Consider the following 25,403-nt stretch of genomic DNA (forward strand, 5'->3'; position numbering starts at 1 on the left):
GCCTGCGCGGCGCAGGCCACCAGCCACAGCAGCGGGAGCAGGAAAACGCTGGGACGCATCGGACGCGCTTCCGTGTCGGGGATTGCAGCATCGGGCAGTGGGCGCCGCCGCGCCATGGCCAGAAAGTCAGGGTGCCGACAGGAGGCCCGGCCAACGGTGGGGTGAGACCAACGATCAAGGCGACCGGGCAGCCGCCAGGCGGGCGCGGCCGCGCCTGGACCCGCATGGACCCGTTCCTCCGCGCCGCCTGCACCGATAACGCCCGCCATGTTTTGTCAGCTGCTCTAAAGCGTGAACCGGGTCGAGCATCTGCGTCATGACGTCGCGCAAACGACTGGATCACTGGAATCTCACGGCGTATGGTGTGAATTATGTTGCACAGCAGCATCGGAGCCCCGCAATGCTCGACTCACGCATCGAAAAGGTTGACCTGGCACTGACCGAGATCGCCCAGGACCCATCGGAGAAGGTGGCGCTTTGGCAATGGGCCTGCCGCGAAATGCTGCATGAGACGCTGATCGGCATGCACCAGCTCTCGCATCTGGCCGGCATCGCACGGCACGTGGCCAATGACTGGCGCGCACCGGTGGATGTGATCGCACCCGCGAAGCCCTACCTGGCGCCGTCGGCACTGGCCGACCGCCGCCTGCCGCAGGTGCTCGATGGCCTGGGCAGCACCCAGGACGACGCCGACCGCGCCAACCTGTGGCGGCTGCGCTACGCCAGCCTGATCGCTTCCACGCTGCAAGGCATGCAGGCGCTGGCCGAAAAGCACCGCATCGATCGCCAGGCAATGGCGATCAGCCAGTTGAATTGATTCGCAGCAGTAACGGTCGGCGCGCTGCGCCGACAGCTGTATTCAAGGCACTACGCATGTTGGCGCGTCAAACGCACGCGCAAGCCGTTAGGGCACAACGCAGTGCGCAGCCTGCGCACTAGCGCACCCTGCAACGTCCAAGCGCAACACGCTTGAGGTGAGTGATGCGCGCAATGCGCCTAGTGACGCACCGCGGCGTCTTCCATATGCCGCCATGCCTGCCGCACGATCCAGCGCGCCTGATCCCAGGGCACCGATAACGTGGGTTGATACCGGTAGTAGCCGTCCTGAAGGACCCGATACAGCTGCGCCTCGGTGGCGCGCGGGTAGGCCAGGTAGATGTCGTAGCCGAGCGTGAGCACGCGTACGTAATCGGCGAAGTCATAGCCGCCCAGATGCCCTTCGGCGTGGATGCCGCGCCAGTAGGAAATCTCGGCGTCGACATTGAAGACGCGCTGGGTCGAAACAGATGCGGTGTGCATGGGTAGGACTCCGTGGTCGAGACTACCCCCCTGTTTTTGCACCCTAGCAGCGCCTTGGCCGCGCAGCCAGCGCATGGCGACGAGCGGTGCAGCAGTGCCGCAAAACCCGCACCGGCGGCGTGCCGGTGCGGATGCAAACCATCGCGTGTGTCGCAGTCAGGCTCAGTCCCAGTCGGGCGCAATCGCTTTCGGGTTGGCCAGGCGTTCGCCACGGTCCAGCGTGGCGATCTCGGCCATGTCCTGCTCACTCAGGTGCAGGCTCTGCGCCTTGAGGTTGCTTTCCAGATTCGCCCGCTTGGTCGAGGACGGAATTACCGAATAGCCCTGCTGCAGCGCCCAGGCCAGCGTGACCTGCGCCGGCGTGGCGTCGTGGCGCTTGGCGATCGCCTGGATCACCGGATCCTTGAGCACTTCGCCCACGGCCAGGGTCATGTACGAGGTGACATGGATGCCGTGCTCGCGCAGGAACGCGATCAGCGTGCGGTTCTGCAGGTACGGATGCACTTCGATCTGGTTGGTGGCGATCGCATCGGCGCCGAGGATCTCGATTGCCTGGCGAATTAGCGCAATGGTGAAGTTGGAGACGCCGATCGCGCGGGTCAGCCCCTGCGCCTTGGCATCGGCCAGCGCCTCCAGATACTCGCGCATCGGCACCTGGTCCTTGGGCGAGGGCCAGTGGATCAGGGTGAGGTCGACATAATCGGTGCCGAGCTTGCGCAGGCTTTCCTGCAGGCTGGGCTGCAGCGTGTCGCGGCTGAACCGGTCCACCCAGATCTTGGTGGTCACAAACAGCTGCTCGCGCGGGCCGGCATCGGCAATGGCCTGGCCAACCTGCGCTTCGTTGTCGTAGATCTGTGCGGTATCGATGGCGCGATACCCCAGCGCCAGCGCGTTGCGCACCGAGTCGATGACAACCTGGTCCTTGAGGCGAAACGTACCGAGGCCAAATGCGGGGACAGTCATGAGGTTCCTTGCGTGTTGGGATGTAGTAATTGAGGCAGTGATACGGATGCAGGTATGGCAGCGCGACTCAGTCGAGTGCGACCACGGCCTTGCCGAAGTTTTCGCCGCGCAGCAGGCTGATCAGCCCTTGTGGTGCGCTATCCAGGCCGTGCAGCACGTGCTCGCGGTACTGGATCTTGTCCTCGCGCAGCCACTGGCCCATTTCGCGTAAAAACGCCGGCATCAGGCGGATGAAATCGTGCTGGATAAAGCCGCGCACGGTCAGGCGCTTGCGCAGCACCTGGCCGATGAAATCAGGCAGCCGATCCGGGCCGGGCGCGACCTGGCCGCGGCTGTTGTAGGTGGCCACCACGCCGCACACCGGGATGCGCGCGAAATCGTTGAGCTGCGGCACCACCGCATCGAACACCTTGCCGCCGACGTTTTCGAAATAGACGTCGATGCCGTCCGGCGTGGCGGCGCGTAGTTGCGCGGCAAAATCCTCGGCGCGGTGATCCAGTGCCACGTCGACACGCAGTGTGTCGCGCAGGTAGCGGACTTTTTCTTCGCCACCTGCGATGGCCACCACACGCAGCCCTTGCAGGCGCGCCAGCTGGGCCACGGTGGCACCGACCGGCCCGCTGGCCGCCGCCACCACCAGGGTTTCGCCGGCTTGCGGCTTGCCGATCTCGTGCAGGCCGGCATAGGCGGTGAAGCCGGGCATGCCGTACACACCGAGCGCGGTGCTCAACGGCAGCGCATCGTCCTTGGGCAGCTTGCGCAGCGGCGCGGTGGGCTCCAGCACGGTGTGGGTCTGCCAGCCGCCGCCCAGCACCAGCAGCTCGCCTGGGTGGTAATCGGGATGGTTCGATTCCAGCACCTCGCCCACGGTGCCGCCTTCCATGACCGCATCGATGGCGACCGGCGCGGCGTACGAGGGGCCTTCGTCCATGCGACCGCGCATGTACGGGTCCAGTGACAAAAAGCGATTGCGGACCAGGATCTGGTTGTGCCCGGTTGGCGGTACCGGGGCGTCTTCGATGCGGAAGTTGTCGGTGCCGGGTTCGCCGTGCGGGCGTGAGGCCAGCACGATGCGGCGGTTGGTGAGCGATGTCATGCGAGTTCCTCGCGGAAGGGACCGCGCCAGGCGCGGTCGTGGGGGCACAGCCGCGGTGCGGCTGCGCGAGGTGAGTGAATGGCGAGCGCGGTGGCGCAGTGGCTGATGCGGATCAGGCGCCGGCCGGTTCCGCTGCGCTGGCCTCGTCGAGCTGCGCGATCTGCGCATCGCTGAGCGATATCTGCCCGGCCGCCAGCACGTCCTGCAACTGGGTCACGCTGGTGGCGCTGACGATCGGGGCGGTGACACTGGGGCGCGCGATCAACCACGCCAGGGCAATTTGTGCAGGTGTTGCTGTGTGGGTGGCGGCCAGATCGTCCAGCGCCTGCAGGATGCGCAAGCCACGCGGGTTGACGTATTGCTTCACCACCGAGGCGCCACGCGCGCTGCTCTTGCCGGCGTCATTGGCGCTGCGGTACTTGCCGGTGAGAAAACCGCTGGCCAGCGAGTAGTAACTGATCACGCCCAGGCCGCGTTCCTGCACCAGCGGTTCCAGCTCGTCTTCGAAGCCGGCGCGGTCGTAGAGGTTGTATTCGGGCTGCAGGCTTTCATAGCGCGGCAGGTTGTATTGCGCCGACACATCCAGCGCATCGCGCAGGCGCGCGGCCGTGTAGTTGGAGGCGCCGATCGCACGCACCTTGCCCTGTTCGATCAGGCGGCCGAATGCTGCCAGCGTGGCTTCCAGCGGAATCGATTCGTCGTCTTCGTGTGCCTGGTACAGATCGATCACATCGGTCTGCAGGCGCGACAGCGAATCTTCCACCGCCGCTGCGATGTTGTCCGGCGACAGGCCCGGGTGTTCGCTCCACTTGGCGACCTTGGTGGCGATCAGCACCTTGTCGCGTTTGCCGCTGCGCGCCAGCCAGCGGCCGATGATGGTTTCCGATTCACCACCACGATTGCCGGGCACCCAACCGGAGTACGCGTCGGCGGTATCGATCATGTTGAAGCCGGCATCGACGAAGGCGTCGAGCAACGCGAACGAGGTGGCCTCGTCGGCGCTCCAGCCAAACACGTTGCCACCGAACACGATCGGCTGGACTTGCAGGCCGGAGCGGCCAAGCGCACGGGAGTGGGGCATCACAGGGCTCCTGTTTCGAACTGGCCACAGGATAGTCATGCCCGGTGCTGTTGCGTGTGACATCGGTGTGGATTCAGCGTTCCGCACACCGCGCTGCCGCGCTCACGGAAATTGAACACACCGCGCCAGGCGTGCGTGGTGCGGTGCAGCCTGCATGCTAGGCTCGCGCTACTTTTCCCGGAGGAGGGCGCTGCGATGATCCGCAACAAACTGGCCTGTGCATGCGTGGTAGGTGTGACATTGGCGATGAGCGCGCCGTTGGTGATGGCGATGAAGCCGGCGGACACCGCCACGCTTCCCGCTCCCGACGCGGCGTTGCAGGCCGCTATCGATGGCACGTGGCGCGACCGCGTGTACGTGCAGCGCGACGTGTACCGCCACCCGGGCCAGACGCTGGCCTTCTTCGGCATCAAGCCCACCCAGACCGTTATCGAGATCACCCCCGGTGGTGGCTGGTATTCGGAAATCCTGGCGCCGTACCTGCGCGAAAAGGGCAAGTACGTGGGTGCGGTGGTCGACCCGGCCGCGGTGCCGGAAGGGCGCAGCCGCGACTACGCGCAGCGTGCACGCGACGGCTTGGAAAAGAAGTTCACCGCAAAGCCGGACATCTACGGCAAGCCCACCCTGGTGGCGTACAACCCGACCGCGCCCAGCTTCGGTGCGGACAATTCTGCAGACCTGGTGTTGACCTTCCGCAACGTGCACAACTGGCGCATGGCGGGCCAGGCCGAGTCGATGTTCAAGAGCTTCTACAAGGTGCTCAAGCCCGGCGGCGTGCTCGGTGTGGTCGAGCACCGTGCCAAGACCGATGTGCCGGCCGATGACAAGAGCGGCTACGTGGGCCAGGCGCAGGTGATCGCCATGGCCGAGGCGGCCGGCTTCACCCTGGCCGGCAAGAGCGAGCTCAATGCCAACCCGCGCGACACCAAGGACTACCCGGGGGGCGTGTGGACATTGCCGCCGAGCAACAGCCACGACGCAGCCGACGCTGCCAAGTACAAGGCGATCGGTGAGAGCGACCGCATGACCCTGAAGTTCGTCAAGCGCTGACCGCGGCGATGCGGTGGCTGCGCCGGTCAATGGGCTGGCGCAGCTTCTGCTGGGTTGATGGCAGTTGGTAAGTGGCGCGGCGCTCTGCGTGTCTGCGCCATTTTTTGTTGCTTTGAATTGGCTCAGGGCGTGGTGAGTGCTGCGCATTGCGCTGTACTTTTGTGACTCATCAGTGCGCCGATAGGGCGGCTTGCAATGAGATCGACGAATTGCTCATTGATGCAATTCGCAATTCGCAATTCGCAATTCGCAAACCGCATGAGCCGTAGATATTGGTTGCACGTGCACAGCCGCTGAGCTACGCCGTACCCTGTATCACCGACACTTCGCTAAGGATCGGCAATGCGGGGTAACGGCCGATCAGCAGCCGCGAGCATGAGTGCTTGGTTGAAGCGATCGCACATGCTGTGCCTCCACGGACCTTCCAGAGGGCGTAAGGCCTTCGGGAACCAGGAAAAAGTCGCTGCATCGCTGTCGTCAGCGCGTTCCCTGAGATGTGGGTTGCGCACCGCAGCTCCATGTGCTGCCCGCGATTTCCCACGCGCTGCCGATTGCCCGATCATGTCGCCTTCCGCGATCTGCCTGGATGGGCTCCGATGTTGGTGTTGTTGAACAAGCCGTACGGTGTGCTGTCGCAATTCAGTGACCGCTCCACGCCACCCAAGCGCACGCTGGCCGAGTTCGGCCTGCCGCCGCAGGTGTATGCGGCCGGGCGCCTGGACCACGACAGCGAAGGACTGCTGCTGCTCACCGACGATGGCCCGCTGGCGCATCGGCTAACCGACCCGCGCCACAAGCAGCCCAAGACGTATTGGGTGCAGGTGGAAGGCGACCCGGATGCGGCACAGCTGCAGGCGCTATGCGATGGCGTGCTGCTCAACGACGGCCCGACGCGCCCGGCCAACGTACGCAGGCTGGAGTGCGCGCCCGGGTTGTGGCCGCGCGATCCGCCGGTGCGTGTGCGCAAGACCGTGCCCGATGCCTGGCTGGAAGTGCAGATCACCGAGGGACGCAACCGCCAGGTGCGGCGCATGACGGCGTCGGTGGGCCTGCCCACCTTGCGCCTGGTGCGCGTTGCTATCGGCGGATGGTCGCTGGCGTCGCTACAGCCCGGGCAGTGGCGCGTGGACGACGCGCGTGCGGTGCGGCCGGCGCGTTGATCGGTCGAGGTCTGCGTCATCCTGGTCACGTGCAACCGTTGCGCTGAGAAGGCCGTCGGGCGTACAGGCGCGAACAGTGCTGATTGCGCCATCGATGCACGACGCTGCTCCGCGGTGCCAGTGCCGTACGGTCACCGGATGGCGCCTGGCCGCGCAAATGGCTGCCAGCTTGCATGCAGTGTCTTGCGACTCACCGCTGAGCTGAAGACGCTAGACGCCGGAACCAAGCCGCAAGAACGAAGACGCACGTGCGTCCCTAGACCGCCGGAAACATCCGGTGCCACAACGAAAAACGCCACGGTGTCAGCCGTGGCGTCAAAGGGTATTACAGCGCGGCTGCTTATTCGATGCCGTCGCTCGGTGTCACTGCACCGCGACGCTGGTACGCGGCGCGACGGGCATTGGCGTTGCTCGCGTGCTCACGGTCCAGACGATGCACGTTGCCGCCCAGCACTTCCTGATCACGCTTGCGCTTGCGATACACCGCATAACCGATCAGGCCGATGCCGGCGACCGCTGCGGCGACCGTGACGGCCGGATTGCGCTTGACCAGCCGCGTGGCAACCTTGCCGCCGGTGCGCACGGCACCGAGCGCTGCGCCCGTCTTCAGCCACTCGCTGGCACCGGGGCCGAAGTGGCGCAGGCTGCTGCCGGCATGACGTGCCTGGTCGCCCGCATTGGAAGCCGCGTGACGCAGGTGGTCGCCGGCATTGCCTGCCAGTTCCAGGGCACGCTCCAGGGCGCGTTCGGTGATCACTGTCAGCTTGCTCATTGGGGGCGTTTCCTTTCTGAGTATCGTGGGGCGCAGTCTGTGCGCTGGCGCGTATAGGCAGTGTTAGCGCGGCTGCGCGCGTTTTGCTCGCGGTTAGGATTGGCGCGCGGCGGGCTGCTCGGCAGCGCTGGCCGGGCACGGCGGTTGGCGTGGGGCAGAGCACGCTGCGGACCGCAGTTTTATCGTGGCAAGCGCGGCGCTCTGCAGCTGCACACGGGTACGTGGCGCTATCCGCGTGGCGTGTGCCAACACAAAACCGAGGCTTCGCGCACGGGCAAAGTCCGGGACTTGTCCTGCGTGCCGTATGGCCTGGTGCCAGGCCGCAGTTTTGCCGGGGTTTGCGCACGCATCGCACGGCACGCATCCCTGCGCCCATGCAGCCGCACGATTGCCTCAGGTGCCCCTGGGTTTGGCCCGATGCGTGGCGTGGGCGGTCCAGGGATCGTCTGGCCAGGGGTGCCGTGGGTAGCGGCCTTTCATTTCCTTTTTGACGTCCGGGTAGGTGGTGGCCCAGAAGCTCTTCAGGTCCTGGGTCACCTGCAACGGCCGCCCACCGGGTGAGAGCAGGTGCAGGGTGAGCGGGATGCGGCCATCGGCCACCCGCGGGGTTTCGGCCAGGCCGAACAGCTCCTGCAGTTTGACCGCCAGCACCGGCGGCAGCGGCTGCTGGTCGTGATCCAGCGCGTAGGTGATGGCGCGTTCCATGCCCGAGGGCACGCTGATGCGGGTGGGCGCGTGGCGGTCGATGGCCTGCCGGCGCTCCCAGGGCAGCGCGGCCTTGAGTGCTTCGCCCAGGCTGGCTTCGTCCAGCGCATCCAGCCGGCTCTTGCCGGCAAACGCTGGGCGCAGCCAGTGGTCGAGCGAGGCCAGCAGTGCGGTGTCGGAGAGGTCTGGCAGGCCGAGTTCCGGCATCCAGGCACGCAGCGACACCACCCGCGCGCGCCACTGGCGGAGCCCATCGGTCCACGGCAAGGCGTCCAGCCCCAGCTGGCGGACCGCCTCGGTGAGCGCGGCGGCGGCCTGGGCCGGGTCGACGCGGCCGGCCGGGCGGCTGTCCAGCACGATGCGGTCGAAGCTGGACTGCCGCCGTGCAACCAGTGCGCGTTTGTCGGCATCCCACTGCACCACGTCCTGCTGCACGAAGCGCTCGGGCACGCTCTGGCGCAGATAGCCTTCGTCCACCGGTGCGGCGCGCAGCAACAAGGCGTCCTTGGCTTCGTAACGCAATTCGCTGGCGACCAGCCACGGTTCGCCGCGCAGGTCACTGTGGTCGAACAGGCGCGCGCTGCGGCCATTGGCCAACAGGTAGCGCAGCGGGTCAGTGGGGTGGCGTGCGGCGATGCGGTCCGGAAACGCATGCGAGAGCAGATCGCCCAGCGCATGCGCCTCCACGCTGGTGGGTGGGGTGGCATCGCAGCGCAGGCGGCGGCGCCACTGTTTGGCGGCGGCATCGATCGCGGCCAGCGCACCGCGGTTGGCATCCGCGCCAGTGCGGCCCTGGCGGAACGCGGCCAGCGCCCGCCAGCGCGCGGCCAGCCCGTCGCCGCCTTGGCGGAGGGGGTCGCGGGCTTCCAGCAGTGCGGCCAGGTCGCAGGCCAGCGCCAGCCGCGCCGATGTGCCGGCCTGTGCCAGCAGTGCGGCCAGGCGCGGGTGCGTGCCCAGGGCCAGCATGCGCCGTCCCAACGCCGTGATACCGCCCCCTGCGTTCAAACCGCCCAGCCGCTGCAACAGCTCGCGCGCGGCGGCCAGTGCGCCGCTGGGCGGGGCATCGACGAAGCGCAGCGCATCGCTGCCCCAGGCGGCCAGTTCCAGCGCCAGGCCGGTCAGTTCCACCTGGGTGATCTCGGCGCGGCGCTGCGGCTCCAGCCGCTGCGATTGCGGCCACAGCCGGTAAGCCCAGCCGCTGGCCACGCGCCCGGCCCGGCCGGCGCGTTGATCGGCCGAGGCCTGCGCGATATTTGTCACGTCCAGCCGCGAAAAGCCGCTGTTGGGGTCGTAATGCGGCTCGCGCGCCAGCCCGCTGTCGATCACCACGCGCACGCCCGGCAGCGTCACCGACGACTCGGCCACGTTGGTGGCCAGCACCACGCGGCGCCGGCCCTGCGGGTCGGGCTGCAGCACCTGGCTTTGTGCCTCCACCGGCAGCTCGCCGTGCAGCGGCAGCAGCTGCATTGCCGGATCCAGCGCGTCCTGCAAGGCCGCCTGCACGCGTGCGATCTCGCGTTGACCGGGCAGGAACACCAGCACGTCGCCAGGATGCGTGGCCAGCGCATGTTCCACCGCGCGGCGGGTCTGCGGCTCCAGCGCTTCGTCGCGACGCGCCGGAAAATGCGCCACTTCCACCGGGTAGCTGCGCCCGGCACTGCTCAGGCGTGGGGCATCGAGAAAACTGGCCAGGCGCTCGCCATCCAGCGTGGCCGACATCGCCACGATGCGCAGGTCCTCGCGCACCTGGCTCTGCACATCCAGCGCCAACGCCAGACCCAGGTCGCCGGCCAGGTGCCGTTCGTGGAATTCGTCGAAGAGCAGCGCGCCCACGCGTTCCAGCATCGGGTCGTCCTGCAGCATGCGGGTCAGGATGCCCTCGGTGACCACCTCGATCCGCGTGCGCGCGGAGGTCTTGTTCTCGAAGCGTATGCGGTAGCCCACGGTCTCGCCGACCGGCTCGCCGAGCTGGCGCGCCATGAACAGCGCGGCGCTGCGCGCGGCCACCCGGCGTGGTTCCAGCATCACGATGCTGCGGCCCGCCAGCCAGGGCGCATCCAGCAGCGCCAACGGCACCTGGGTGGTCTTGCCGGCGCCGGGCGGCGCTTCCAGCACCAGACGCGGATGGGCGGCGAGGCTGTCGCGGATCTGCGGCAGCAGCGGGGAAATCGGAAAGGCAGGGTCACTCATGCGCGGCAAGGATACTGGGGGCGGGGTGGCGCGGGCGATGACCGGCCGTGTCCGGGACTGACCCACACGGTGTCCGTGGCCCGTCCGCCGTGGCCTGCCGCAGACTTCAGTGCCAGGCAGGCGCGTCGATATCAACAAGACATCCTCCAGTGGATCTCCGGTATGTCCTCCCCGTCCCCCCGCTTCATCAGTCTGCAAAGCAAATTGCTTGGCGCGCTCGCGCTGGGTCTATCGGTCATCCTGCTGTGCGCGCTCGGGGGCCTGGGAACCGCGTGGTTGAGCCTGTCCGGCAAGGTGCCGCTGGAAGTGGCACAGGCATCGGCGAGCGAAGAGGTCACCCGCGATTTCCGCATGCAGGTGCAGGAATGGAAGAATGTGTTGATCCGCGGCCGCGACCCGGCGCAGCTGGACAAGCACTTGAGCGCCTTCCGCGCGCAGGGCAGCAAGGTGCAGGCCGGTACCGAAGCGCTGGCCAAGACCTTGTCGGATGCGCAGGCGCGCGCGCTGGCGCAGGAATTCGCCAAGGCGCATCTGACCCTGCAGGCGCATTACGAAGCCGCTTTGGGCAAGTTCGCCGATGCCGGCTATGACACCCAAGTGGGCGATGCGCTGGTGAAGGGGCAGGACCGCGCGCCCAGCCAGACCCTGGAGGCACTGGTGACCCGTGCCAAGACGCTGGCGGACGCCGCGGTGCTCGCCAGTGCCCAGGCAGCGCAGCAGAAGCTGGTGTATGCCGGCGTGGCGACGATTGCCGCTGCGCTGTGCCTGGTGGTGGTGCTGGGCTGGTGGATCCGCCGTTCCATCGTGCGCCCGATCGAAACCGTGGCGCGGGCGGCGCGTTCGGTGGCGGCCGGCGATCTGGCCGCACGTGCGGTGATCGGCAACCGCGATGAAATCGGCCTGCTGGGCCAGGCCATGACCCAGGTGGTCAGCACGCTCACCGATGTTTCCAGCGCGCAGGCCGACATGGCGCAGCGGCATGAAGCCGGCGAAATGAGCTACCGGATGGACGCCGACGCATTCCCGGGCGCCTACGGCCGCATGGTGGGCGACACCAACGGCCTGGTGGGTGCGCAAGTGGGCCTGATCGGCGACATGTTGCAGGTGATGCAGCATTACGCGGTGGGCGACATGTCGGTGGACATGCCGCGTTTGCCGGGCGAAAAGGCACGCATCACCGAAGCCATGGACACCACCAAGCACAACCTGGCCGCCATCAACGGCGAAATCCGCGGGCTGGTCGAGGCCGCGGCAGCCGGCGACTTCGCCACGCGCGGCAATGCGCAGGCGTATCAGTTCGAATTCCGCGGCATGGTGGAAGGCCTCAATGGCCTGATGCACAACGTGGACCACAACCTGGGCGAGCTGTCGCAGTTGCTCAAGGCCATTGCCGACGGCGACCTGACCGCGCGCATGCACGGCAACCAGCAAGGCGTATTCGCGCGCATGCGTGACGATGCCAACGCCACCGTGCAGCGGCTCACCGACATCGTCGGCGATATCACGCTGGCGGCGCAGACCATCCGCACTGCTTCGGCGGAAATTGCCGCCGGCAATGCCGACCTGGCCCAACGCACCGAACAACAGGCCGCCAACCTGGAAGAAACGGCCGCCTCGATGGAGGAACTCACCTCGACCGTGCGGCAGAACGCCGACACCGCGCAGCAGGCCAGTCGCGGCGCGCAGGCGGCAGCCGACATCGCCGGCCGTGGCGGCGACATGGTGGGCAGCGTGGTGGAGACGATGGGCGAAATCGAAGTGTCGTCAAAGAAGATCGCCGAGATCATCAGCGTCATCGACGGCATTGCGTTCCAGACCAATATCCTGGCCCTGAACGCTGCGGTAGAAGCGGCGCGCGCCGGCGAGCAGGGCCGTGGATTTGCGGTAGTGGCCTCGGAAGTGCGTGCGCTGGCGCAGCGCTCGGCCGGTGCCGCCAAGGAGGTCAAGCACTTGATCGACGCCTCGGTGGATAGCGTCGAACGCGGCAGTGCACGGGTGGAGCAGGCCGGGCAGACGATGCAGCAGATCGTGCAGTCGGTGCAGCAGGTCACCACCTTGATCGCGGAGATTTCCGCGGCGTCGCGCGAGCAGTCGTCCGGCATCGAACAGGTAGCACGCACGGTCAATGACATGGACGAAACCACCCAGCGCAACGCCGCGCTGGTGGAAGAAGCCTCGGCCGCGGCACGTGCGATGGAAGAACAGGCCGTGGAACTGAGCGAAGCGGTCTCGGTGTTCCGCCTGGATGCACGGCGCCCGCGTCTGGTGGCCGCTGCCTGAGCAAGCGCATCGACCTGGCGATGTGGCCGTGTCATCAGGCTGCATCGAGGTCGTGCGGGTCGCAGCGTGGGTGCATTGCTGCCCTCTCACACGCTGCGATGCGTGCAGGTGCGGCGCACTGGCGTGCCGAGCTTCATCACCCGCAACGGCCGTTGCACGGCAGGTAGCGTTGGGGCGGCCGCGAGACGCCGTCAGCGGCGGTCAGAGGGTGCAATGCTGCGAAGGGACCGGAACGTACGCGTCGTCCATGCCGGTTCCATGCACATGGCCGCCTGCCGGTTGAGCAGGCGCCTGCTAGTCGGAGGCTTAGCCGGCTTCGCGCATGCGGGCGGTGAGGCCCTTGAGGAAGGCGCGTAGCAGCTGGTCGCCGCAGGGGCGGAAGTTCTTGTGGCCGGGTTGGCGGAACAGTGCCGACAGTTCCGGCTTGGACAGCGGGAAGCCGGCGTTGGCGAAGATGGCGTGCATGTCCACGTCCTTCAGTTCGAAGGCCACGCGCAGCTTCTTCAGCACCAGGTTGTTGCCGACGCGGGTTTCCAGCGGGCGCGGCGGCTGGCTTTCGTCGCGGCCGCGGAAGCGCAGCACCAGGCCGTCCAAAAAGCGCGCCAGCATCGCATCGCTGCAGGGCTCGAAACCGGGCTCGTCTTCTTTCTTCAGCCAGGCCTGTACCTGCGGCTTGTCGAGCGCGAACTCGGGGTCGGCGAGCTGGGCGATCTCCACCACCTTGTCGTCGCTGAGGTCGAGCATGTAGCGGATGCTGCGCAGTACATCGTTGTGAATCATGGCGGTTCCGGAGCTCCGGCGCGGTGCCGGAAAGCGGCCATTCTACGGGCGCGCGGTGAAACCGGGCGTGTGGTCGGTGCCGCTTGCGCCGGTGACGCGGCCCGCACCGGCGCAGATCAGCTGCCGCGATAGGTGGAATAGCCGTAAGGCGACAGCAGCAGCGGCACGTGGTAATGGCCATGCTCGCCCAGGTTGAAGACGATCGGCACCATCTCCAGGAACGGCGGGTCGGCCAGCGCGGTGCCGCTGGCCTGCCAGTAGCCGGCCACGTCGAACTCCAGCCGGTAGCGGCCCCTTGCCAGATGCAACGTGGCCAGGGCCGGGCAGCGCCCGTCGGCATCGGTGGCCGCCTCCAGGCACAGGGTGTCGCCGGCGAACAGGCGCAGCGCGACGCCCGCAGCCGGGCGGCCGGCGGCGGTGTCGAGCACATGGGTGGAGAGCGTGCTCATGCCACCGCCTGCGTGGGCTGTGGCCATTGGCCGACGAATTCGGCCTGGTCGTAGCCCAGGTAGGCCTCGACCATGGCCTGGCGGTCGTCCAGAAACAGCTGGTCGGCCACTGCACGGGCCAGCCGCGGCAGCGCCACCTTCAGTCCCGACAACGCCGCTGCGGACAGGCCGTGGTTGATCAGCGCCGAATAGTTGAAGGCGAACAGCCCGTGCACCGCGGCGGCATCGTCGGGCGTGCGGGGCAGCAGCTCGAATCCGGGGCCCAGGTAGGGGTGTGCGTCCAGTACCGGATTGGCCTGGCCGGGCGGGGCCTGGTAGCGGTCGGCCCAGCAGGCGATGCGCCCGGACAGCGCGGCCAGCTCCGGGCGCAGCCGCGGGTCGGTGACCAGGCCGGTGGCGATGGCCAGGAAGTCGAAACGGTGCTCGCCCTGCGGGGTGCGCACCACCACCGCGTCGTTGCGTTCTTCCACGCCCAGCCATGGCGCGTCCAGGTGCAGCGCAAAGCCGGCATGCGCGCAGGCGCGCTGGAAGGTGTCGTTGGTGGGCGGTTGGTTGCGGCCGAAGAAGCTGGCCATCATCCGGTACTTGTCGGCGTCGGGCAGGGCGGCGAAGCGCGGAATGATGCCGGCCTGTTCCATGTGGCGGATCGGGTTGACCCGCGGCAGCGCGGCACGGCGCACGAACACCTCCGCACGCGCCACGCCCTGGTCCAGCGCGAAGCAGGCGTTGTCGAACGCCGAGGCGCCGCCGCCCAGGATGCCCACGCGCTTGCCGGCCAATGCGGCGTAATCGATGGGCCCGGAGGTATGCGCGTAGCGCTGCGCCGGCAGGGCCTGGGTGATCCACTCCGGCACCTGCCATTGGCCGCCGCCCTGGATGCCGGTGGCCAGGATGATCTTGCGCGCCATCAGCGGCGCGCCCATTGCCAGGTGCAGGCGATGGATGCCGGGCGCGGCGTCTGGCTCGATGCGCACCAGCTGGGTGGCATTGCGCACCGGCAGCCGCAGCGCCGCGCGGTACCAGCGCAGGTAGTCCATCCAGGTGCCGCGCGGAATCTTGTCCAGCGCGTCCCAGCCGGCGGCGCCGTGCTGGGCTTCCCACCAGGCGCGGAAGGTGAGCGTGGGCACGCCCAGGTCGATCGAAGTGATCTGCTTGGGCGTGCGCAGCGTCTGCATGCGTGCGTAGGTGATCCAGGGGCCCTCCTGCCCGGGCGGGTTTTCGTCGATCACCAACACGTTCTGCACGCGCTCGCGTTGCAGGGCGAAGGCCGCGCCCAGGCCGCTCTGCCCGGCGCCGACGATGACCACGTCGTACACATGGCCGGCCGGGTGGACGCGCGGGCGCACCCAGGGTTCGCCGCCGTGGGCGAGGCGTTGCAGGTCGTGTTGCAGCGCGTGTTCGAGTTGAGCCAGGCTCATGGCAATGCCTCCAGGCGCAGGTGCACGATCTTGCCGATCTCGGCGAGGGCGGTGGCGATTTCGTCGTTGCGTGATGCGTCCAGGCGGCGCTGCAGTTCGGCCAGGATTCCGGCCTTGTCCTGCAGGCGCACGCAGATCACGAAGGGGAATCCAAAGCGCTGCCGGTAGGCGTGGTTGAGTGCGTGGAAGCGGTTGAATTCGTCTTCGTCGAGCCGGTCCAGGCCGGCCGAGGCCTGCTCGGCGGCGGAGGCGGCGGTGAGGGTGCGGTCGATTGCGGCCCTGCCGGCCAGCTCCGGATGCGCGCGGATCAGCGCCAGCTGATCGTCGGGTGAGGCGTCGTACACCACCTGCATCAATCCGCCAAACACATCGTCGAACGGGCGGCGGCGCGCAGCGCGTTCGACCACCCACGGCGAATGTTCGAATAGCGCGCGGTAGCGCGCTACGAAAGCGGCAGTGTCCAGCGCGTTGGCATCGATCACGCTCATGCGTGGCTGCCTTGCAGCGAGACGTGCGCAGCCACCACTTTCCAGCCATCGGCAAAGCGCACCCAGGTCTGGCTCTGGCGGCCGTGCGCGGTGCTGCCCTCGCGCACGAATTCCGCATGCGTGGTGGCAAGATCCTGGCCGAAGCCGTGCACCGCAACGTGCACGAGCCGGCGCTGCGGCGAGCCGCCACGGCCGATGCGAAATGCACGGATCGCCTCGCTGCCGTACAGCACGTCGCCCACGCCATAACGCACCGTGCTTGGCGCCGCATGGAACAGCGCATCCATCGCGGCGATATCGTCGTGCATCAAGGCCTGCTCATACGCATGGAATGCCGCGGTGACCTGGGCGATCACCTCCGGTAGATCGATGCTGGCCGTGTCGATGCTCATGCCGGGTGCACCTGTAGCCAGTGGCGCGCGATGTCGATACGGCGTGCAACCCAGGCATCGCCACTGGCCAGCACGTGATCGACAAAACGTGCCAGCGCCGCAGCACGCGCCGGCTTGCCGACGATGCGCCCGTGCAGGCCGATGGAGAGCATGCGCCCGCCTTCGCTGCGCAGCTGTTCGAAGCTGTCGTGCAGATAGCGGAAGAAGGGCTCGCCATCGGCAAAACCGTTGTAGGCGACGAATTTCATGTCGTTGACATCGAGCGTGTACGGCACGATCAGTTGCGCACGGCCGTGGCGCCGGTCGTAGTACGGCACGTCGTCGGCATAGCTGTCGGCGTCGTAGACAAAGCCGCCTTCCTCGGCCACCAGACGCGCGGTGTTGGGGCTGGTGCGGCCTTGATACCAGCCAAGCGGGCGGCTGCCGGTGACTTGCGTATGCAGGGCGATGGCCTGTGCCAGATGCGCGCGCTCGGTGGCTGCATCCACGTGCTGGTAGTCGATCCAGCGCAGCCCGTGGCTGGCGATTTCCCAGTCGGCCGATTGCATCGCCGCCACCGCCTCGGGATTGGCCGCAAGCGCGGTGGCGACACCGAACACGGTGACCGGAACGCCGCGCGCGCTGAACAGCCGATGCAGCCGCCAGAACCCGGCGCGGCTGCCGTATTCGTACAGGCTTTCCATCGCCATGGCGCGTGCGCCCGGATGCGACGGCGCGCCGACCATTTCCGACAGGAACGCTTCCGAACCGGCATCGCCGTTGAGCACGCAGTTTTCCGCGCCTTCTTCATAGTTGATGACGAACTGCACGGCGATGCGCGCGCCACCTGGCCATTGCGCCGGTGGCGGCGTGGCGCCATAACCGACCAGATCGCGCGCCGCACTCATGCAGCCGGCTCCGCATGCCAGGCGGCGCGTGCGGCTTCGACCGCCAGGCCTTGGGTGCAGGCGTAGCCCTCGGCGCGCAGCACCGCTTCCAGTGCGGCCAGGGTGAGCAGCACCTTGTGCTTCATCGCGTTGTAGCCCATCGCACCGATGCGCCAGATCCTGCCTTGCAGCGGTCCGAACGCGGTGCCGATCTCGATCTCGAAATCCTCGCGCATGCGCCGCCGCACCGCTTCACTGTCGACGCCGTGCGGGATGACCACGCCGGTGACATTGCTCATGCGGTGCGCATCGTCGCCGAACACCTCCAGCCCCAGTGCGCGCACGCCGGCACTGACGGCGCGGCCGGCAGCGGCATGCCGGGCGTAGCGCGCCTCCAGGCCTTCCTGCAAGGCCACGCGTGCGCATTCGCGCGCGCCGTACAGCATGGTGGTGGCTTCGGTGTGGTGATTGAGGCGCTTGTCGGACCAGTAGTCCATGATCATCGCCAAGTCGAAATAATTGGAGGCGATGCGTGGGCCGCTGCCGTTGGCGATGTCCTCGCGCACGATGCCGCGTTCGACATGCCGCCGCGCAAAGATCGCCTCCGCTGCCGCGGCAGAGACAGTGATCGGCGCCGAGCCGGACGGCCCGCCCAGGCATTTCTGCAGCCCCGCGGTGACCACGTCCACCTCCCAGCGGTCGCTGGCGATGTCCATGCCGCCGATGGTGGCGGTGGCGTCCACGTAAGACAGCGCGCCCGCTGCGCGGCACAGCGCGCCCAGCCCATCCAGCGGCTGCGCCATGGTGGTGGAGGTGTCGCCGTGCACGGTGGCCACCAGCTTGGGTGCCACGCGTGTGATCGCCTCGGCAATCGCCGCCAGCGGCACCACCTCGCCCCACGGTGCATCCACGGTGTGGACCTCGGCGCCGAGCCGGCCAAGGATTTCGGTCAGCAACAAACCGAAGCGGCCGAAGTTGATCACCAGCACGCGGTCGCCCGGCTGCGCTAGCGACACCAGCGCGGCTTCGATGCCGGCGCGCGCCGTGCCATCGACCAAAAAGGTCCAGCGGTTCTGGGTGCCGAACAAGGGGCGGTACAGCGCCATCACCTCGTTCATGTAGGTGGTCATTTCCGGGTCGAACTGGCCCAGCAGGTCGGCCGCCATCGCACGCAGCACGCGTGGATGCGCATTGACCGGGCCGGGGCCCATCAACAGGCGTTGCGGCGGATCCAGTTCGCCGAAGGTGTGCAGGTGGCGCAGGTCAGGTGCCAATGGGAGCTCCGAAGTGTTCGATGAAATGGCGCATCACCGCCAGGGCGACCTCGGCATCGGCCGGGTCGACGTGTTCGTCCGGATGATGGCTGATGCCGCCGGCGCAGCGCACGAACAGCATCGCGGTGGGGCAGAGCGCCGCCATCACCATGGCGTCGTGCCCGGCGCCGGAGACCAGCGGCCGTGGTGTGATGCCCTGCGCGGCGACCGCTTGCGTCAGGCGGGCGATCAATGCCGGCGCGCAAGGGCTGGCCGCCAGTGCCTGCAGCGGCTCGACGGCGATGGCAACGCCGCGCGCGGCGGCCACCTGCTCCAGGGCGCGTTCGATCTGCGCCACTGCAGCGTCGCGGCGGTGGTCATCGCCGGCGCGCACGTCCAGCGTGCAGTCCACGCGGCCGGGCACCACGTTGATGGCGCCGGGGGCGACCTCCAGCTTGCCAACGGTGGCAACCAGATCGTCGCCGCCACTGCGCGCGATCTGCTCGATCATCAGCAGCGCTTCGGCGGCCGCGCTCAAGGCATCGCGGCGCAGCGCCATGGTGGTGGTGCCGGCGTGGCCGGCGCGGCCGTCGAAGCGCAGCCGGAAGCGCCGTTGCGCGGCGATGCCGGTGACGATGCCAACCGGCAGCTGCGCGACTTCCAGCACCGGGCCTTGTTCGATATGCGTTTCCAGATACGCCAGCACGCTGCCCGGCGCGCGCGCGGCCTCGTGCAGGCGTGCAGCGTCCAGGCCCCACGCAGCCAGCGCGGTGGCCACGTCGACGCCGTCTGGATCGCGCACGGCCAGGGAGGCCGCATCCAGCGTGCCGGCCACCGCGCGGCTACAGAACATCGATGCCGGAAAGCGCGAGCCTTCTTCATCGCCGAACCCAATGACTTCGATCGCAAACGGCAGCCGGCGCCCTTGTGCGTGCAGCGCGGCCACGCATTCGATGCCGAGCAGCACGCCCAGCGGGCCGTCATAGCGCCCGGCCGAGCGCACGCTGTCCAGGTGGCTGCCGATCAACAGCGTCGGAGCGTGCGCATGCGCGCCTTCGTAGCGCCCGACCAGATTGGCGGCCGCATCCAGGCGCACCTGCATGCCGGCCTGGCGCATCCACGTGCCCACCTGCTCGGTGGCGGCCCGATGCGCCGGGCTGAGCCAGCTGCGGAACAGACCGGTGGGGGTATCGCTGAAAGGCGCCACGCCCAGCGCATCACAGCGCGCCACGGCCCGTGCGCCGGAGGCAACGGGGGCGTTGCTGGCCACCGCACTCAGCATGCGGCTACCCGGGAGCGGTGGGGCAGGGCGAACGCAGCGGTGGGCTGTGGCATGTCTGCGTGCTCGATGTGGTGGCCCGTGTTGCGGGGCGGGAGGAGGCGTCTCGACTATACGAACGCGGTCGTGTCGCCCCAAAGCGGTTTTTTTCGAGGTTGGCGTTGCAAAAAATGCGACGGGCCTGGAGCAAGCGCCTGCACAGGGGAGCGCGGACACACGCAGCGGCCGAATTCCGTGCTGCGGGCATCGCCGACCGGGCGTGCCAGGCCCATTGCCGGACTGTTACAGTCGGTGCGGGGCATGAATCGGATTCACCAATGGCGCGCGATAATTTCAAGGACCTGCTGGCGCTGATCGCCATCGTGCGGGAAGGCAGCTTCACCCGGGCCGCGGCAAAGCTGGGGGTGTCGCAGTCGGCGCTCAGCCACACCATCCGCGGCCTGGAGGCGACGCTCGGCCTGCGCCTGCTCACCCGCACCACCCGCAGCGTGGCGCCGACCGAGGCCGGCGAGCGCCTGATCCAGACGGTGGCGCCGCGCTTTGCCGAGATCGAAGAGGCGCTGTCGGCGCTGAGTGAGATGCGCGACACCCCGGCCGGCAGTGTGCGCATCACCGCCACCGACTATGCCGCGCGCGAAATCCTGTGGCCCAAGCTGGCGGTGCTGCTGCGCCAGTACCCGGACATCAAGGTGGAACTAGTGGTGGACAACGGCCTGACCGACATCGTGGCCGACCGCTACGATCTCGGCGTGCGCCTGGGCGACCAGGTGGAAAAAGACATGATCGCCGCGCGCATCGCGCCGGACATGCGCATGGCATTGATCGCCTCGCCGGCCTACCTGGAACGCCGGCCGCTGCCCAAGACCCCGCAGGATCTCACCGCGCACCTGTGCATCAACCTGCGCATGACCACCGCCGGCGGCATCTACGCCTGGGAACTGGAAAAGGACGGCCGCGAGATCGCGGTGCGCGTGGAGGGCCAGCTCACCTTCAACAGCATCTATGAAGCGCTGGATGCGGCGCTACAGGGATTCGGCATTGCCTTCGTGCAGGAAGACCTGGCCCGGCCGCACATCAAGGCCGGGCGGCTGCGCTGGGTGATGAAGGACTGGTCACCCACCTGGCCTGGCCTGCATGCGTTCTACCCCAGCCGCCGGCATTCCTCGCCCGCGTTCAACCTGGTGCTGGAGGCGCTGCGGCATAAGGGCTGAGGGTTGCGCTGGTGTTGGGACGCGGTCGAAATCCTGAGCGTGTAACTGGCCAGGGAGTTGGGGCCGCGCAGTATCACGGGCAACACGGTGGCGCCCGGTGCAATTGCCACTGGCTTTCCCGGCGGTGCGGTGCGCGATAGGCCGGACTACACCAACGCTGTCGTCATCGCACACCACGTAGGAGCGCGCTCGCGCGCGAAGAAGCTGTCCCGGCAACGCCCCATCGCGCGCAAGCGCGCTCCTACGACCGCCGACGCGTGCGGAAGTGTCGTGACATCAGACCAGCCACAACAGATTCGCCTGTTTGGCAGAGGTGTCGTATGCGTGATTGTGACCGCCATCCGTGACGGCGGCACACAGCATGTAGGAGCGCGCTTGCGCGCGATGAAGCTGTCGCGGTGACGCCCCATCGCGCGCAAGCGCACTCCTACGACCGCCGACGCGTGCGGAAGTGTCGTGACATCAGACCAGGCGCCGCAGCTTTGCCTGTTTAGCGGAGGCGTTGCACGCGTGACTGTGACTGCCATCCGTGACGGCGGAGCACATCACGTAGGAGCGCGTTTGCGCGCGATGAAGCTGTCCCGGTAACACCCCATCGCGCGCAAGCGCGCTCCTACGGAGGGCATGTGCGTGGCCAGCCGGTGCCGCGTTCCGCACCGGGCGCATGACCTCCGCCCGTGCCTGAGTAGACAGATGCCGCAGACGGCCAGGCAGCGGGAACGCACACGAGCCAATGAACAGCGCTCATAAGCCCATGCGGCTTGCCCAGCTTTATCGCACTGGCCATTCTGCGTACGCTGCGCAGCCTGGCGTTGCCCTTGTTGAGGCTTGCAACGCTGCGTGCGTTGCGGCGTGGGCGCTATGCGCCAACCGTGACTTCTTCAGAACAATGCCTCACGGCGCAGCGTATGCGTACGCCACAGCTCGGTACTCCCACGCCGTCATGTGCGGCGCTAAAGCGCAGTGGCGCTCTCCCGTTCCAGTCTTCAAAGGATCCTGCATGTCTTCCGCATCCACTGCTTCCGCCGCCGTGCGCACAGCGCCCAGCGCCAGCCGCCAGACCTGGAGTGCGGTGGGGTCGTTATCGTTGTGCGTGGCGTTGTTGATCGCTTCAGAGTTCATGCCGGTCAGCCTGCTCACGCCGATCGCGGCTGATTTGCATGCGACCGCCGGCATGGCCGGGCAGGCCATCTCCATCTCGGGGTTGTGTGCGGTGCTGGCCAGCCTGCTCATCGCGCCACTCACGTCGCGCTTCAATCGCCGGCATGTGCTGATCAGCCTGAGCGCGGTGATGTTGCTGTCGTTGCTGCTGATCGCCAATGCGCATTCGTTCGGCATGTTGATGGCAGCGCGTGCGCTGCTGGGGATCACCATCGGTGGTTTTTGGGCACTGGCCACCGCCACGGTGATGCGCATGATGCCGGAAGAGGCGGTACCCAAGGCGCTGGGCATCGTCTACATCGGCAACGCGGTGGCGACCGCATTTGCCGCGCCGTTGGGTAGCTATCTGGGCGCGGTGATCGGCTGGCGTGGCGTCTTCTGGGGCATGGTGCCGTTGGTGGCGCTGACCATCGTCTGGCAGTGGCGCAGCCTGCCATCCTTGCCTGCGCAGGGTGGCACCTCGCTGGGCAGCATCGCCGCATTGCTCAAGCGTCGCTACGTGGCGCGCGCGATGCTGGCGATCATGTTGGGCTTCGCCGGTGCGTTCTCTGCGTTTACCTATTTCCGCCCGTTCCTGGAGAACGCCGCGCACGTGGATGTATCCCACTTGTCGTTGCTGCTGCTCGGGCTGGGCCTGGCCGGTTTTGCCGGCACGTATGCAGCCACGGCTCTGCTGCCGAAGCGCTTGTTCAGCCTGCTCACGGTGGTGCCGGTGGCGCTGGGCGTGGCCACCCTGGCGATGCTGCTGACCAGCCATCTGCTGTGGGGCGTGGCAATCGCGATGATTGCGTGGGGCACGCTCAATTCGGCACTACCGGTGGCGTGGTCCACCTGGCTGAGCCGCTGCATCAAGGACGCACCGGAAGCCGGTGGCGGCCTGATGGTGGCCGCCATCCAGCTGGCCATCATGCTCGGTGGCGCACTGGGCGGCGTGCTGCTGGATCACGTCTCCATCGCCGCCACGTTCATCGGTGCCAGCGTGCTGCTGCTGGCTGCATCGCTGGTGGCCGGTAATGGCGCGCGGTTGCAGCCTTGACCGTGAAATCCTCATCAATTTCGGCCCGCGCGGCGAAACGATTTTAGGGTTTACGCCGACTTGTGTGGTGAGCCACGTAAGCCTGATCTGGCTGGTGTGCATGTGCGATGTACGTGCTCAGCGGCCGCGAGAGGTCATACGCAGCTTGGAGCGCGACAGAGCTCTCCGTGCAACGCGTGCAGCCTGGCGACTGGTCAGGCACTCTGCTTGCTGCCGTTGTAGAGCTTGATCGACGATGCGCTAGGTAGATCGGCTGCGTCCAAATCACCGCCAAACAGCAGACGGATCGAGCAAGCGAGCCGATCCATCTCATCCGCACAGGTGCTGACTCAAAGGAGGCCGAGCGGTCGCTGGCACAACGCCGGCCGCGCGCTCACACATGCACTGAACACGTCATCGGCACAATCGGTCGTCAGCCCCACGCAACTGACATCCGTTGATCAATGTCCTGACCCTCAATGCCCACATGGGCTTTGACCTGCTCAAGCGGCGCTTCATTCTTGCCGCGTTGCGTGAGGCCATTCGCGAGGTCTGCGCCGAGATCGTGTGCCTGCAGGAAGTCCTGGGCGAACACACGCTGCACGCCCGGCGACATGCGCAGTGGCCTGCCGTGGCGCACTACGAATATCTCGCGGAAACGCTGTGGCCGCAGTTCTCCTATGGGCGCAATGCGGTGTATCCGCACGGGCACCATGGCAACGCGGTGTTGTCGAAGTTTCCTATCTCAAGTTTCGCCAATCACGATGTGTCCGTGCCCGGCCACGAGCCACGGGGTGTGCTGCACTCGGTGCTGCAGGTGCCGGGCTGGTCGGAGGAGCTACACGTGTTCTGCGTGCACCTCGGCTTGCACGAGGCGCACCGGCAGCAGCAGATCGGCCTGCTATGCGCGCGCGTGGCTGCGCTCCCGGCCGATGCGCCGGTCGTGGTGGCGGGCGACTTCAACGACTGGCGGGCGCGCGGCCATCCGCTGCTTGCGCGCTGTGGTCTGGTCGAGGCCGTCGAATGCATGCACGGGCGCTTGGCACGCAGCTTTCCCTCGCGCTTTCCCATCTTGCCGCTGGACCGCATCTATCTGCGCAATCTGCGGGTGGTGCAGGCGCGCGTCTTGTCCGGTCCGCCGTGGTCGCGGCTCTCCGATCATCTGCCGTTACTGGCGAGTATCGCGCCATGAGTCAGCAGCGCGCGCTCTGCTGGCGCCAAGGGCATCGCATGCGCCTGCTGGAAAATGGCGAGGACTACTTCGCACGCATTTACCAGATGATCGCCGCCGCGCAAGACGCGATTCTGCTGGAAACGTTCATCCTGTTCGACGATGCGGTGGGCCTGCAATTGAAGCAGCACCTGATCGACGCGGCACAACGCGGCGTGCGGGTACACCTGCTGGTGGATGCATTCGGCTCGCGCACACTGTCCGCGCAGTACGTACGCGACCTTGCCGAGGCAGGCGTGCAACTGCGCCTGTTCGACTGCGCCTGTTCGACCCGGAGCCCACACCGCTGCGCAGACGCATCAACGTGTTCCGCCGCCTGCATCGCAAGCTGCTCGTCGTCGACCAGGCCATTGCCTTCGTCGGCGGCATCAACTATTCGGTCGATCAACTGGCCGGGTCGGGGCCGCAGGGGAAGCAGGATTACGCCATCGAGCTGCAGGGGCCGGTGGTGCGTGATATCGCTGCCTTCATGCAGCAGGCCGCGCGTGGCAGTGGGACCGGCGAGGGCTGGACGCCGGATCCGTCATCGCCGGCATCAACAGCTGCCGAGGGCGGCGAGGTTTGCTTTATCGCGCGTGACAACGGCTCACGCTCGCGCAGCATCGAACAGGCGTACCGGCAGGCATTTGCCGATGCGCGGCAGGAAATCATCATCGCCAACGCGTACTTCTTCCCGGGCTACGGATGTCTGCGTGATCTGTGTGCGGCCGCGCGGCGCGGCGTCCAGGTGCGCCTCATCGTGCAGGGACAACCCGACACCCCGCTTGCCTTGTTGGCGGCGCGCCTGCTGTACCGCCAGCTGCTCGCTGCCGGTGTGCAGGTCTTCGAGTACTGCGAGCGGCCTTTCCATGGCAAGGTTGCGGTGATCGATGGGCACTGGAGTACGGTCGGTTCCAGCAACCTGGATCCACTGAGCCTGGCACTGAACCTGGAGGCGAACGTGCTGGTACGCAACCATGCCTTCGCAAAGGTCTTGCGTGAGCGCCTGCAACGGTTGATGACCCATCACTGCCAGCGCGTGGAGCCGGCACACGTCCCACGCAGCCGCTTCTGGGATCTGCTGACACGGCCATTGCTGTTCCACGTGATGCGCTATTTTTCGCGATGGGCGCGCCACCTGCGTGGCCAGTTTGCATGAGCCGATGCATTGCCCACATCGGCCGGGCGCGTGCCTGCGTAGAACGACGGCTGTGATCGTTCGAGGGTTACCCCTGCATTGGTGAAGACGTGGGTACGTGTCGATATTCGGTGCATCGGCATGTAC

The 25,403-nt window shown here is 67.3% G+C and carries 23 protein-coding genes; 8 read left to right on the forward strand and 15 right to left on the reverse strand.

The genetic code is table 11. The annotated features are described in order from the left end of the window. Positions 1 to 400 precede the first annotated feature (400 nt). Complete coding sequence (locus QRM89_RS06635; protein WP_042597834.1) at positions 401 to 817, forward strand: hypothetical protein; 417 nt, start codon at positions 401 to 403, stop codon at positions 815 to 817. A gap of 179 nt (positions 818 to 996) precedes the next feature. On the opposite strand, the gene QRM89_RS06640 is transcribed toward QRM89_RS06635, so the two are convergent. The 4 genes from QRM89_RS06640 to QRM89_RS06655 all read right to left on the reverse strand — a co-directional run bounded on the left by QRM89_RS06640 (position 997) and on the right by QRM89_RS06655 (position 4,439). After that, complete coding sequence (locus QRM89_RS06640; RefSeq protein WP_285447586.1) at positions 997 to 1,299, reverse strand: hypothetical protein; 303 nt, start codon at positions 1,297 to 1,299, stop codon at positions 997 to 999. A gap of 162 nt (positions 1,300 to 1,461) precedes the next feature. After that, positions 1,462 to 2,262, reverse strand: coding sequence for a 2,5-didehydrogluconate reductase DkgB (dkgB, locus tag QRM89_RS06645; RefSeq protein ID WP_285447587.1), 801 nt, complete (start codon positions 2,260 to 2,262; stop codon positions 1,462 to 1,464). A 67-nt stretch (positions 2,263 to 2,329) separates the two neighbouring features. Next, positions 2,330 to 3,358, reverse strand: a complete 1,029-nt coding sequence (locus tag QRM89_RS06650; RefSeq protein WP_076038120.1) for an NADP-dependent oxidoreductase — start codon at positions 3,356 to 3,358, stop codon at positions 2,330 to 2,332. Between the two features lie 112 nt (positions 3,359 to 3,470). Beyond that, positions 3,471 to 4,439 carry an aldo/keto reductase gene (locus QRM89_RS06655; protein ID WP_285447588.1) on the reverse strand — a complete coding sequence of 323 codons (969 nt, stop codon included), beginning with the start codon at positions 4,437 to 4,439 and terminating at the stop codon, positions 3,471 to 3,473. Positions 4,440 to 4,634: 195 nt separating this feature from the next. Between QRM89_RS06655 and QRM89_RS06660 the strand changes: the two genes are divergently transcribed. Next, a complete protein-coding gene (locus tag QRM89_RS06660; protein WP_042597825.1) occupies positions 4,635 to 5,489 on the forward strand; it encodes a class I SAM-dependent methyltransferase in 855 nt (284 codons plus the stop codon). 596 nt (positions 5,490 to 6,085) lie between these two features. Continuing rightward, positions 6,086 to 6,649 carry a pseudouridine synthase gene (locus QRM89_RS06665; RefSeq protein ID WP_285447589.1) on the forward strand — a complete coding sequence of 188 codons (564 nt, stop codon included), beginning with the start codon at positions 6,086 to 6,088 and terminating at the stop codon, positions 6,647 to 6,649. A 340-nt stretch (positions 6,650 to 6,989) separates the two neighbouring features. On the opposite strand, the gene QRM89_RS06670 is transcribed toward QRM89_RS06665, so the two are convergent. Further along, the gene (locus QRM89_RS06670; RefSeq protein ID WP_285447590.1) at positions 6,990 to 7,421 is read right to left on the reverse strand and encodes a hypothetical protein; all 432 of its coding nucleotides are present in this window, start codon (positions 7,419 to 7,421) and stop codon (positions 6,990 to 6,992) included. 393 nt (positions 7,422 to 7,814) lie between these two features. Then, complete coding sequence (gene hrpB / locus QRM89_RS06675) at positions 7,815 to 10,316, reverse strand: ATP-dependent helicase HrpB (RefSeq protein WP_285447591.1); 2,502 nt, start codon at positions 10,314 to 10,316, stop codon at positions 7,815 to 7,817. Positions 10,317 to 10,478: 162 nt separating this feature from the next. Here hrpB and QRM89_RS06680 point away from each other — a divergent pair, with 162 nt between their 5' ends. After that, positions 10,479 to 12,596: a methyl-accepting chemotaxis protein gene (locus QRM89_RS06680; protein WP_285447592.1), complete on the forward strand. Its 2,118-nt coding sequence runs from the start codon at positions 10,479 to 10,481 to the stop codon at positions 12,594 to 12,596. A 306-nt stretch (positions 12,597 to 12,902) separates the two neighbouring features. Here QRM89_RS06680 and QRM89_RS06685 read toward each other — a convergent pair whose 3' ends face one another. The 8 genes from QRM89_RS06685 to QRM89_RS06720 all read right to left on the reverse strand — a co-directional run bounded on the left by QRM89_RS06685 (position 12,903) and on the right by QRM89_RS06720 (position 19,524). Then, the gene (locus QRM89_RS06685) at positions 12,903 to 13,376 is read right to left on the reverse strand and encodes a DUF1456 family protein (protein ID WP_285447593.1); all 474 of its coding nucleotides are present in this window, start codon (positions 13,374 to 13,376) and stop codon (positions 12,903 to 12,905) included. Positions 13,377 to 13,492: 116 nt separating this feature from the next. Then, positions 13,493 to 13,825 (reverse strand): hydroxyisourate hydrolase, encoded by a 333-nt coding sequence (uraH, locus tag QRM89_RS06690; RefSeq protein WP_285447594.1) that lies wholly within the window; start codon positions 13,823 to 13,825, stop codon positions 13,493 to 13,495. Next, complete coding sequence (hpyO, locus tag QRM89_RS06695; RefSeq protein WP_285447595.1) at positions 13,822 to 15,243, reverse strand: FAD-dependent urate hydroxylase HpyO; 1,422 nt, start codon at positions 15,241 to 15,243, stop codon at positions 13,822 to 13,824. The genes uraH and hpyO overlap by 4 nt, the downstream gene beginning before the upstream one ends. Beyond that, complete coding sequence (gene uraD / locus QRM89_RS06700; protein ID WP_274341445.1) at positions 15,240 to 15,731, reverse strand: 2-oxo-4-hydroxy-4-carboxy-5-ureidoimidazoline decarboxylase; 492 nt, start codon at positions 15,729 to 15,731, stop codon at positions 15,240 to 15,242. The genes hpyO and uraD overlap by 4 nt, the downstream gene beginning before the upstream one ends. Continuing rightward, positions 15,728 to 16,123: an oxalurate catabolism protein HpxZ gene (gene hpxZ, locus QRM89_RS06705; RefSeq protein WP_285447596.1), complete on the reverse strand. Its 396-nt coding sequence runs from the start codon at positions 16,121 to 16,123 to the stop codon at positions 15,728 to 15,730. Before hpxZ ends, uraD begins: the two co-directional genes overlap by 4 nt. After that, positions 16,120 to 17,010, reverse strand: coding sequence for an allantoinase PuuE (gene puuE / locus QRM89_RS06710; RefSeq protein WP_285447597.1), 891 nt, complete (start codon positions 17,008 to 17,010; stop codon positions 16,120 to 16,122). The genes hpxZ and puuE overlap by 4 nt, the downstream gene beginning before the upstream one ends. Next, entirely contained in the window at positions 17,007 to 18,263 is a 1,257-nt protein-coding gene (locus tag QRM89_RS06715; protein WP_285447598.1) for an alanine--glyoxylate aminotransferase family protein, read from the reverse strand. The genes puuE and QRM89_RS06715 overlap by 4 nt, the downstream gene beginning before the upstream one ends. Beyond that, on the reverse strand, positions 18,253 to 19,524 hold the full coding sequence (locus QRM89_RS06720) for an allantoate amidohydrolase (protein WP_285447599.1): 1,272 nt from the start codon (positions 19,522 to 19,524) through the stop codon (positions 18,253 to 18,255). Before QRM89_RS06720 ends, QRM89_RS06715 begins: the two co-directional genes overlap by 11 nt. A gap of 314 nt (positions 19,525 to 19,838) precedes the next feature. Here QRM89_RS06720 and QRM89_RS06725 point away from each other — a divergent pair, with 314 nt between their 5' ends. The 3 genes from QRM89_RS06725 (at position 19,839) to QRM89_RS06735 (ending at position 24,100) form a co-directional block, all read left to right on the forward strand. Next, entirely contained in the window at positions 19,839 to 20,732 is an 894-nt protein-coding gene (locus tag QRM89_RS06725; protein ID WP_011035540.1) for a LysR family transcriptional regulator, read from the forward strand. A gap of 1,000 nt (positions 20,733 to 21,732) precedes the next feature. Continuing rightward, positions 21,733 to 22,929, forward strand: a complete 1,197-nt coding sequence (locus QRM89_RS06730) for an MFS transporter (RefSeq protein ID WP_285447600.1) — start codon at positions 21,733 to 21,735, stop codon at positions 22,927 to 22,929. A gap of 436 nt (positions 22,930 to 23,365) precedes the next feature. Next, a complete protein-coding gene (locus QRM89_RS06735) occupies positions 23,366 to 24,100 on the forward strand; it encodes an endonuclease/exonuclease/phosphatase family protein (protein ID WP_285447601.1) in 735 nt (244 codons plus the stop codon). On the opposite strand, the gene QRM89_RS06740 is transcribed toward QRM89_RS06735, so the two are convergent. Continuing rightward, positions 24,067 to 24,381, reverse strand: coding sequence for a hypothetical protein (locus tag QRM89_RS06740; protein ID WP_285447640.1), 315 nt, complete (start codon positions 24,379 to 24,381; stop codon positions 24,067 to 24,069). The two genes, QRM89_RS06735 and QRM89_RS06740, sit on opposite strands and share 34 nt — an antisense overlap. Before the next feature lie 56 nt (positions 24,382 to 24,437). On the opposite strand from QRM89_RS06740, the gene clsB reads away from it, so the two are divergent. Further along, positions 24,438 to 25,277, forward strand: coding sequence for a cardiolipin synthase ClsB (gene clsB / locus QRM89_RS06745; protein ID WP_285447636.1), 840 nt, complete (start codon positions 24,438 to 24,440; stop codon positions 25,275 to 25,277). Positions 25,278 to 25,403: the final 126 nt, after the last annotated feature.

This window comes from Xanthomonas sp. LMC-A-07 (assembly GCF_030208825.1).
Lineage (GTDB): Bacteria > Pseudomonadota > Gammaproteobacteria > Xanthomonadales > Xanthomonadaceae > Xanthomonas > Xanthomonas campestris.

Coding starts and splice junctions, on each gene's coding strand:
- QRM89_RS06635 (WP_042597834.1), top strand. CDS start 401: ATGCTCGACTCACGCATCGAAAAGGTTGACCTGGCACTGACCGAGATC.
- QRM89_RS06640 (WP_285447586.1), bottom strand. CDS start 1,299: ATGCACACCGCATCTGTTTCGACCCAGCGCGTCTTCAATGTCGACGCC.
- dkgB (WP_285447587.1), bottom strand. CDS start 2,262: ATGACTGTCCCCGCATTTGGCCTCGGTACGTTTCGCCTCAAGGACCAG.
- QRM89_RS06650 (WP_076038120.1), bottom strand. CDS start 3,358: ATGACATCGCTCACCAACCGCCGCATCGTGCTGGCCTCACGCCCGCAC.
- QRM89_RS06655 (WP_285447588.1), bottom strand. CDS start 4,439: ATGCCCCACTCCCGTGCGCTTGGCCGCTCCGGCCTGCAAGTCCAGCCG.
- QRM89_RS06660 (WP_042597825.1), top strand. CDS start 4,635: ATGATCCGCAACAAACTGGCCTGTGCATGCGTGGTAGGTGTGACATTG.
- QRM89_RS06665 (WP_285447589.1), top strand. CDS start 6,086: ATGTTGGTGTTGTTGAACAAGCCGTACGGTGTGCTGTCGCAATTCAGT.
- QRM89_RS06670 (WP_285447590.1), bottom strand. CDS start 7,421: ATGAGCAAGCTGACAGTGATCACCGAACGCGCCCTGGAGCGTGCCCTG.
- hrpB (WP_285447591.1), bottom strand. CDS start 10,316: ATGAGTGACCCTGCCTTTCCGATTTCCCCGCTGCTGCCGCAGATCCGC.
- QRM89_RS06680 (WP_285447592.1), top strand. CDS start 10,479: ATGTCCTCCCCGTCCCCCCGCTTCATCAGTCTGCAAAGCAAATTGCTT.
- QRM89_RS06685 (WP_285447593.1), bottom strand. CDS start 13,376: ATGATTCACAACGATGTACTGCGCAGCATCCGCTACATGCTCGACCTC.
- uraH (WP_285447594.1), bottom strand. CDS start 13,825: ATGAGCACGCTCTCCACCCATGTGCTCGACACCGCCGCCGGCCGCCCG.
- hpyO (WP_285447595.1), bottom strand. CDS start 15,243: ATGAGCCTGGCTCAACTCGAACACGCGCTGCAACACGACCTGCAACGC.
- uraD (WP_274341445.1), bottom strand. CDS start 15,731: ATGAGCGTGATCGATGCCAACGCGCTGGACACTGCCGCTTTCGTAGCG.
- hpxZ (WP_285447596.1), bottom strand. CDS start 16,123: ATGAGCATCGACACGGCCAGCATCGATCTACCGGAGGTGATCGCCCAG.
- puuE (WP_285447597.1), bottom strand. CDS start 17,010: ATGAGTGCGGCGCGCGATCTGGTCGGTTATGGCGCCACGCCGCCACCG.
- QRM89_RS06720 (WP_285447599.1), bottom strand. CDS start 19,524: ATGCTGAGTGCGGTGGCCAGCAACGCCCCCGTTGCCTCCGGCGCACGG.
- QRM89_RS06725 (WP_011035540.1), top strand. CDS start 19,839: ATGGCGCGCGATAATTTCAAGGACCTGCTGGCGCTGATCGCCATCGTG.
- QRM89_RS06730 (WP_285447600.1), top strand. CDS start 21,733: ATGTCTTCCGCATCCACTGCTTCCGCCGCCGTGCGCACAGCGCCCAGC.